Annotated in this window: 5 protein-coding genes and 2 pseudogenes; 2 read left to right on the top strand and 5 right to left on the bottom strand. The window is 43.2% G+C overall.

Translation table 11 applies throughout. The features are described from left to right. Positions 1-232, bottom strand: a pseudogene (locus tag C3420_RS11105) (hypothetical protein); the annotation flags it as partial. Between the two features lie 133 nt (positions 233-365). Beyond that, positions 366-599, bottom strand: a pseudogene (locus C3420_RS11100) (endonuclease domain-containing protein); the annotation flags it as partial. Positions 600-816: 217 nt separating this feature from the next. Between C3420_RS11100 and dhaK the strand changes: the two are divergent. Then, positions 817-2547, top strand: coding sequence for a dihydroxyacetone kinase subunit DhaK (dhaK, locus tag C3420_RS11095; RefSeq protein ID WP_103800543.1), 1731 nt, complete (start codon positions 817-819; stop codon positions 2545-2547). Positions 2548-2639: 92 nt separating this feature from the next. On the opposite strand, the gene C3420_RS11090 is transcribed toward dhaK, so the two are convergent. From C3420_RS11090 to C3420_RS11080, 3 genes are all read right to left on the bottom strand, one after another. Next, positions 2640-3914, bottom strand: a complete 1275-nt coding sequence (locus C3420_RS11090) for a glutaminase (RefSeq protein WP_103800542.1) — start codon at positions 3912-3914, stop codon at positions 2640-2642. 400 nt (positions 3915-4314) lie between these two features. Further along, on the bottom strand, positions 4315-5121 hold the full coding sequence (locus C3420_RS11085) for an SDR family oxidoreductase (RefSeq protein WP_103800541.1): 807 nt from the start codon (positions 5119-5121) through the stop codon (positions 4315-4317). Positions 5122-5138: 17 nt separating this feature from the next. Next, the gene (locus C3420_RS11080) at positions 5139-5813 is read right to left on the bottom strand and encodes a hypothetical protein (RefSeq protein ID WP_103800540.1); all 675 of its coding nucleotides are present in this window, start codon (positions 5811-5813) and stop codon (positions 5139-5141) included. A 188-nt stretch (positions 5814-6001) separates the two neighbouring features. Between C3420_RS11080 and C3420_RS11075 the strand changes: the two genes are divergently transcribed. Then, positions 6002-8896 carry a valine--tRNA ligase gene (locus C3420_RS11075; protein WP_103800539.1) on the top strand — a complete coding sequence of 965 codons (2895 nt, stop codon included), beginning with the start codon at positions 6002-6004 and terminating at the stop codon, positions 8894-8896. Positions 8897-8918: the final 22 nt, after the last annotated feature.

The raw sequence follows: 8918 nt of genomic DNA, 5'->3' as shown, positions 1-8918 counted from the left end.
TACTTATATACCACAATATTAAAAATTTATTTTTAAAACTTGAAATAGTAATTTTTTCAAAATCTTCTCTCTCAAAGAAAGAAACTTCATAATCTAGTAAATTCCCATTTCTTTCTAACTTAAATTTTTTATTTTCTTTCTCATATATTAGGCAATTATTATAAGGATGGATATAAACTTCGATATCAAAATTCTGTTCTTCTATCTCAAAAAAATTGAGTTCAATAGCCATAATATTTTATATATAATTCAATTATTTGATTAAATATTAAGCTATATTTTTTCCTTACGCAATAGATCAATTCTCATACTTCTTCCACTTTAACAAATCAAAAGCCTAGCAAAATCTAAACTATTCAAAGACTAGCTTCCAAAGCTCCCTTTGTATAATAGTGTCGCCTATCATCACACTCAATCACCGAATTTGGAGCAGGACAGTAAAAATCCACGATGTAATTCAAAATGGGCTTTTGTCTATAAAACTGCAAACCTAAAATTTGCTTATTGCGAAGCCGTGACCATAACAGCTTTTCAGCATCTGTCATGTTATTGCGTAAATCACGCGATGCTTGTTTTAAATTTTCATTGTAAGGTTTCATTTTTATTCTCTTTTTTAGAATCCCCCTAAATCCCCCTTTTGCAAAGGTGGATTTAGGGGGATTCTTTTCATAAATATATACATCAAAAACAGCCCCTTTTCTAACCCATCACACCAAAATCATCCGTTTTAACACTATTCATTCAGCAATCTCAGTCACTTTCCATAATAATAGGTCCTTAAATTTATCTCCCAAATCAATAATTACTGGTGTTTCAATGAAAAAACTCATCAACAACCCTGAAAACCTGGTTGTCGAAATGTGCAAAGGCTTTGTCCTTGCCCACCCTGAACTACAATTTACCGAATCCCACAAAATCATTTCACGTAAACAAAAACACAATAACGTGGCACTGATCAGCGGCGGTGGCAGTGGTCACGAACCTGTACACGCAGGCTTTGTCGGTACAGGCATGTTAGATGCTGCCGTATGTGGCGATGTCTTTGCCTCACCTTCGCAAATTCAAGTCTATAAAGCCCTGCAACATGTCGCAACGGACAAAGGCGTGTTGATGATCATCAAAAACTATTCTGGCGATATGATGAATTTCCAGAATGGTGCAGCTTTAGCTATAGAAGATGGCATTAAAGTCGATTATGTAAAAGTAGCAGATGATATTGCAGTCAAAGACAGCCTCTACACAGTCGGCCGTCGTGGCGTGGCGGGTACTGTATTTGTACATAAAATTGCAGGTGCAGCAGCATCAAAAGGTTTAGAGCTTGCGGAAGTCAAAGCTGTGGCTCAAAAAGCAGCAAATAACGTGATTAGCCTTGGTTTTGCCTATAGCTCATGTACTGTTCCTGCCAAAGGTACACCGACCTTTACCCTAGCCGATGATGAAATGGAATACGGCGTCGGCATCCACGGCGAACCGGGTATCCGCCGTGAAAAAATCCTGCCATCCAAAGAGCTGGCACAACGTATTATCGATGACTTGTTCCTCGATCGCCCTGATCTGACTGAAGTTGCTGTTCTAGTCAACGGCTTTGGTTCAACACCAATGCAAGAGCTGTATGTCTTTAATAACGATGTGTGCGAACATTTGGCGCGCAAAGGCATCAAGATTTACCGTACTTTTGTCGGCAACTACATGACCAGTATCGACATGAACGGTGCTTCGGTGTCATTGCTAGCTGTGGATGATGAACTAAAAGGCTATTTAGATGCAGAGGCGAACACGCCCGCTCTTAAAATGGATGGTTCAGCCGCACAGCCTTTAATCTTCTCAACAAAAAATGCCGCAGCAGAAGATGTAATAAATACGGAAGTCGAAACTCAGCCCGAACATGCTGAAATTCAAAATGAACAGTTCACGATTGAAAATATGCGTTATGTAGTCGATGTGATGGCTGCCTGCATTATCAAAAACGAAGTGCCATTCTGCGAGCTGGATGCCCATGCAGGTGATGGTGACTTTGGCATGAGTGTAGCTAAAGGTTTTAAACAGCTGAAACGCGAATGGCAAAGCCTGATTCAAGCCCAGCACATGGATGAATTCTTGCTAAATAGTTCAATGATTATTATGGAACACTGTGGTGGTGCATCGGGCCCGATCTGGGGTTCAGCGTTTCGTGCAGCGAGTAAAGCCATTCAAGGCAAATCCACATTAACTGTGGCAGATTTTGCCGAGATGCTGCAAGCAGCAGTGAAAGGCATTCAAGTTACCGGCGAACGTTCATTTGGCCGTGGAGCAGTTGTTGGTGACAAGACCCTGATTGATGCCTTAGTGCCATGTACAGATTCCTGGTCAGCCAATACCCACAAGACGTTTAAAGAAAACTTTGTGTTGGGTGCAGCGGCGGCAGTAAAAGGTGCAGAATCCACCAAAGATATCGTGGCGCGTATGGGTCGTGCCGGTACGGTCGGTGACCGTAGCTTGGGCTATCATGATGCAGGTGCACATGGGTTAGGCGTAATCTTTACGGATATTGCTGAACATATTAAATAAGAATTTCAAGATTTGAAAAAAGCCTCACATTATCGGGGCTTTTTTATTTACTGACAGATATCCTATTCTGAAGCAAGCTGGCAGAAAAACGTCTATTGAAATTTTTCCAGATACTTGGTCAGTTTTTCTTTGACCACGACCCTTTTATTACCCTTCATCTGGGCTTCACTCAAAATTCCTTCCGAATCAACCACCACGACTGGATGACCATCCTTCTTCAAACGGGCCACACCTTCAAATAACATTCGGGCACCAACATTATGAATTAAGGTCAAATTGGTCAGATCCAACACAATTCGTTTTTTGCCTTCCGGTTCATTTTCCAAAATACGCAGCAGCATTTCCGATTCAGTAAACTGCAATACGCCACGTAGTTCATATACCACCACATGATCACGTTTACCGGTGAGATAACGACTTTGCAAAATGGTTTGTGCCGATGGCGTCCCTTCCATTAAATGCAGCCCCATTTCCCGGGACATACGCTCAAAAATATCGACACCACGTACACTATGTCCATGCTCATCAATTCGCGGAGAAAACACGGCGATACCCACCTGTCCAGGTAACACGCCGATAATACCGCCTGCAACCCCACTTTTGGCCGGAATACCCACCGTGGTCAGCCAGTCACCAGCTGCATCATACATGCCGCAAGTGAGCATCACACTCAGGACTTGCCGCACTACAGAACGGTCCAGCAATTTTTTACCAGTCTGTGGCTGAATTCCCCCGTTGGCGAGTACCCCGGCTATCATCGCCAGGTCTTTGACCGTCACCTTGATTGAGCATTGCTTGATATAACCATTCACAATCGCTTCCGGATCTTCTTCCAGCACCCCCACGGTACGCAGCATATAGCCCAAGGATCTGTTACGAAACGCTGTTTTCAGTTCGGAGGTATATACATCGGTATCAAAACTCAGTTCACGCCCAGCCAAACCACTTAAAAAACGGCGCAATTGCTCTGCACGGGACACTGTCCGTTTATAGGGAATCAAGGAGTGGGTGGTAATTGCACCCGAATTTATCATCGGATTTTTTGGAATATTGGAATCTTTCTCCAGTGAAATCTGGTTAAAGGCTTCGCCCGAAGGTTCCACGCCCACCTTTTCCATGACCTTGGTCAAGCCGACTTTCTGCAAAGCCAAGGCATAGGCAAAGGGCTTGGACATGGACTGCATGGTAAACTCAACTTCGTCATCACCGGTGGAATAGATCGTGCCATCTACGGTGGAAAGTGCCAAAGCAAACTTATCTGGATCGACTGCTGCCAGCTCAGGAATATAATCTGCCAAGGCACCTTTTTCATTGTCACGGCAGGAAGTTAAAACATGCTTGAGGTAGTCTGGCACCGGTGTTTTCATCGAATGAGCTTATTCCAGTTGGCTGTTATTTTTAATTAACATACCGGCTTTTGGCTTAAGTACCAGAGTGAAAAGGTAATTTTCTGCATATCCGTGTTATCGGAACTGTACTCTTTGGATCAGATTCTCCAGAAATAAATGGTACATATATTAGAGTTCTTCCATAAATCATTATGGAATCACTATAAAGGGAATTCCCTCTCCTTGCAGGAGAGGTTTTTTTCTAAGAAATCCCTTCATTCTCTTGCTAAGCTATGCTTCTCATCCCAGAGGGAGACGGAAATTTAAATATGAATATAACGATCATGTTTTGATTTATGAAAAAGATCTATTTTAATTTTCTCTTTTTAAGAAATATCAAAAAAAGGGCACTCCTGCCCTTTTATTTATGCTCGATAACTTATTTCACTTTAGTCTTGCGAATCATTTTATACAGCATCTTTGGTGAAATACGTGAAACCAGTACGCCCAGTTTTTCTTTCTTGCCGCTAACTACAATATATTCCTCGCCCTGCTGTAATGCCCTCACCGTCTGTTTAGCAAAATCATCAGCCTCTAAACCATTTTCAATTGCTTCATCCTGCTTGGCTTGCGGTTTGCCTTCACCATTTAAGGCATTAAAAGAGACATTGGTTTTGACAAAGCCCGGGAAAATCACTGAGACCTGAATACCCTGATCCGCCACTTCAGCACGCAGACTATTCGCCCACATATGTATTGCACCTTTGGCAGCGGAATAGGATGCGCGATACTGGGTGCCCAGCAAACCTGCTACACTGGAAATAAATGCAATACGTCCAGACTGCTGTTTCAAGAAAGTTGGCAAGACCGTTTTAGTCAAAAACACCTGCGAGAAATAATCCACTTCCATAATGGCGCGTTCAGTCTGCATGGTAGTATCAGCAATCAAGGCACGCTGACTTAAACCGGCATTATTGATCAGCCAGTCAATCCGGCCTTTATTTTCCAAAACCTTGGCATAGGCTTTTTCCACCTGGGTTTCATCGGTAATGTCAGCAATGACAGACAGATGCTGATCAGGATTAGGCAAACTGAGACGCACATTTTCCAGTTCTTCAAAACGGCGTGCCGTTAAAACTACCTGCGCTCCCTGTGACGCACATACCTGCGCGACTGCCTTACCAATCCCTGAAGATGCTCCGGTAATCCAGACCACTTTTCCATTTAAACTTTCCAGCTTTGCCATTGATCCCTCTATCTCTTTTAAATATCCGATGTCTGTTTTACTTCATCTTCTAAAAACGCTAAAAAATGCTCAAAGTAATGACTGATAGTCGGTGCATCATACAGGCTTCCCAACTTGTCAAAACGCTTATAACCGAGCTGCGTAGTTAAATTAATCACACCATTCAGGGTTTTATCAACCACCATATTGAACTTCAGCATGTTTTTGGGTTGACGTACCAGATGGGTAACCCCCTGATCCACCACTTCAATAAAAGTCTTTAAGGCAGGTGAAACACAGTGATGATTGCCACTTTCCATTTCTTTTACATAGCCGAGTAATTCGATCGCCAGTGTCTTCTGAATGGGATAACGCACATAATAATCGCCTTCAATTTCATGGGTCATTTCATAAAGATAATTCACCATTGGAATCAGCCGTTCATTGCCAAAAAATGACACTGACCATGGCATATATTTACGTGTGGTCTCAACAATTTGCTGAACGACTTTTTCAGACTCGCGATCCGCAGAATTTGAAAGACGCGCAAGGCGGCCAAAGACCTGATCGATAATTTCGCAGGCAATATCCGTCAGGCTTTCACCCAGGGCTTTGGATAGACTGGTTTGATCACCACTATTGAGACGGGAATGAATATCGCGGAAACGATAGTGAGTTTCTGGCTGTATTTTCAGGGAAATGTTATAGCTCATCTTCTTATCCTTAATATTCATCTTGTTATTTAAATTTTGTGATGAGTTGTCTGGCACTGTTGCTATCATACGATGAGTTCAGCTTACTGCCAATTGCTTAAAGTTTGCTTTTGGTTAAGCTGCCGCAGCCGCCATTTTTTTTGCTACAATAGATGCAATTTTTTATCCACTTTTGATCTGTTCGAACTATGACTGATTCAGCGCAAAATATTGCTACAACTTACGATCCGACCGAGATCGAGAAAAAATGGTACCAAACCTGGGAAGAGCGCGGTTACTTCAAGCCGTCTGAAAAAGGCGAGTCTTTCTGTATCATGATTCCGCCACCAAACGTCACCGGTAGCTTGCACATGGGTCATGGTTTTAACAATGCCATCATGGATGCCTTAACCCGTTATAACCGTATGTCAGGTAAAAATACGCTTTGGCAACCGGGTACTGACCACGCAGGTATTGCAACGCAAATGGTGGTTGAGCGTCAGTTGGGTGCACAAGGCATCAGCCGTCATGACCTGGGTCGTGAAAAGTTCATCGAAAAAGTCTGGGAATGGAAAGAACAGTCTGGCGGTAATATCACCCGTCAAATCCGTCGCCTAGGTTCTTCAGTTGACTGGTCTCGTGAACGCTTCACCATGGATGAAGGCCTATCTAACGCAGTGAAAGAAGTGTTCGTTAAACTGCATGAAGAAGGTCTGATTTACCGTGGTAAACGTCTGGTGAACTGGGACCCTAAACTACAAACTGCCCTGTCTGACCTGGAAGTTGAGTCTGATAAAGAAGAACAAGGTTCGCTGTGGCACTTCAAATATTTCTTTGAAGACAAGTCATTGCGTACCCACGATGGTAAAGATCACATCGTTGTGGCAACAACACGTCCTGAAACATTGCTCGGTGATACGGCGGTTGCGGTTGCATTGGATGATGAACGTTATGCGCACTTGGTCGGACAAAACATCATCTTACCTATTACAGGTCGTGCGGTTCCAATCGTTAAAGATGAATATGTCGACAAAGAATTCGGGACAGGCTGTGTAAAAATTACCCCTGCGCATGACTTCAATGACTATGAAGTGGGCAAACGTTGCGAATTGCCAATCATCAACATCTTCAACAAAAATGCTGAAGTGTTGGCTGAGTTTGAATACATCGCGAAAGCAGGCGAGCAAATTTCTAAAACCATTCCTGCCCCTGCGGACTATGTTGGTTTAGAGCGTTTCGAAGCTCGTAAAAAGTTAGTAGAACAAGCGGAAGCTGAAGGCTGGTTAGACCAAATTCAACCGTACACATTGAAACCACCTCGCGGTGACCGTTCAGGTGTGATCGTTGAGCCGTTATTGACGGATCAATGGTATGTGAAAATCGCGCCACTTGCGAAACCTGCAATTGAAGCGGTTCAAGATGGTCGTATCAAGTTCGTTCCTGAGCAGTACAGCAACATGTACATGGCGTGGATGAACAATATTCAAGACTGGTGTATCTCACGTCAATTGTGGTGGGGTCACCGTATTCCAGCCTGGTACGACGCTGAAGGTAATGTTTACGTGGGTCGTGACGAAGCTGAAGTACGTGCGAAAAACAACATTCCTGCCGATGTTGAGTTGAACCAAGATGAAGATGTACTGGATACATGGTTCTCATCTGGTCTTTGGACATTCTCAACTTTAGGTTGGACTGGCGACGAAGCGAAAGATAAAGAAAACTATTTCTTAAATACCTTCCACCCAACTGATGTATTGGTAACAGGTTTCGACATCATCTTCTTCTGGGTTGCTCGTATGATTATGCTTACGATGCACTTCATGAAAAATGAAGATGGTACACCTCAAGTACCGTTCAAAACTGTGTATGTACATGGTTTGGTACGTGATGGTGAAGGTCAGAAGATGTCTAAATCTAAGGGTAATGTCCTTGACCCACTCGATTTGATTGACGGTGTAGATTTAGAAACTTTAGTACAAAAACGTACCACAGGTTTGATGAATCCGAAACAAGCGGCGAAGATTGAAAAATCAACCCGTAAAGAATTCCCTGAAGGGATTCAATCTTACGGTACAGATGCGGTTCGTTTCACATTCTGTGCGCTTGCCAACACCGGTCGTGACATCAAGTTCGACATGAAACGTGTTGAAGGTTACCGTAACTTTGCCAACAAAATCTGGAACGCAACACGTTTCGTGATGATGAATGTCGAAGGCCAAACGATTGGTTCAGAAGCACGTCAAGACCTCTGGGAATTGCCTGAACAATGGATTGTGAGCCGTTTACAAAAAGCGGAACAAGCAGTGCAAACAGCATTTGCAACCTACCGTTTAGACTTGGCTGCACAAGCGATTTACGAGTTCATCTGGAATGAATACTGTGACTGGTATGTTGAGCTGACTAAGCCTGTCCTCAATGACGAAAATGTGTCTGAAGAGCGTAAAGCTGAAGTACGTCGTGTTCTTCTTTCGGTAATGGAAGCGTCTTTACGTTTGGCTCATCCGTTGATGCCTTACCTAACAGAAGAAATCTGGCAAACCCTTGCGCCAAAACTCGGCATCACTGGCGAAACGATTATGTTGGCGCAATACCCTGTTGCTGACCAAGCGTTAATTAACGACCAAGCTGAAGCAGATATGCAATGGCTTCAAGGTTTGATTGGTGCAGTACGTAACATCCGTGGTGAGATGGGTCTAGGTAATGCTCGTTTGTTGCCTGTTCTGCTGCAAAACACGACTGAAGCTGAAAAAGCACAGATCACACGTATTGAAGCGCTGTTCAAAGCACTGGCGAAAGTTGAAAGCATCACCTTCTTGGCTGATGGCGAACAACCACCATTGTCTTCATCTTCTGTAGTCGGTCACGTGTCTGTATACGTTCCAATGAAGGGCTTAATTGACCCTAAAGCAGAACTGGGTCGTCTACAAAAAGACTTAGACAAGGTTCAAAAGCAACATGACCAAATTGCCACTAAACTTGGTAATGAAGGTTTTGTGGCGAAAGCACCTGCTGCTGTGGTTGAAGGTGAGAAAGTAAAACTTGCTGAGTTTGCTGATCAGTTAGCGAAGATTAAAGCGAATATGGAGCAGATTGCGGCGCTTTAATGTGTTGCTTAATTAATCTTTT

The sequence above is a fragment of the Acinetobacter sp. ACNIH3 genome (assembly GCF_002918965.1).
GTDB lineage: Bacteria > Pseudomonadota > Gammaproteobacteria > Pseudomonadales > Moraxellaceae > Acinetobacter > Acinetobacter schindleri.
Note: the sequence above shows the minus strand (reverse complement) of the source record. Positions and strands in the feature narration are given on the sequence as shown.

Coding starts and splice junctions, on each gene's coding strand:
- dhaK (WP_103800543.1), top strand. CDS start 817: ATGAAAAAACTCATCAACAACCCTGAAAACCTGGTTGTCGAAATGTGC.
- C3420_RS11090 (WP_103800542.1), bottom strand. CDS start 3,914: ATGAAAACACCGGTGCCAGACTACCTCAAGCATGTTTTAACTTCCTGC.
- C3420_RS11085 (WP_103800541.1), bottom strand. CDS start 5,121: ATGGCAAAGCTGGAAAGTTTAAATGGAAAAGTGGTCTGGATTACCGGA.
- C3420_RS11080 (WP_103800540.1), bottom strand. CDS start 5,813: ATGAGCTATAACATTTCCCTGAAAATACAGCCAGAAACTCACTATCGT.
- C3420_RS11075 (WP_103800539.1), top strand. CDS start 6,002: ATGACTGATTCAGCGCAAAATATTGCTACAACTTACGATCCGACCGAG.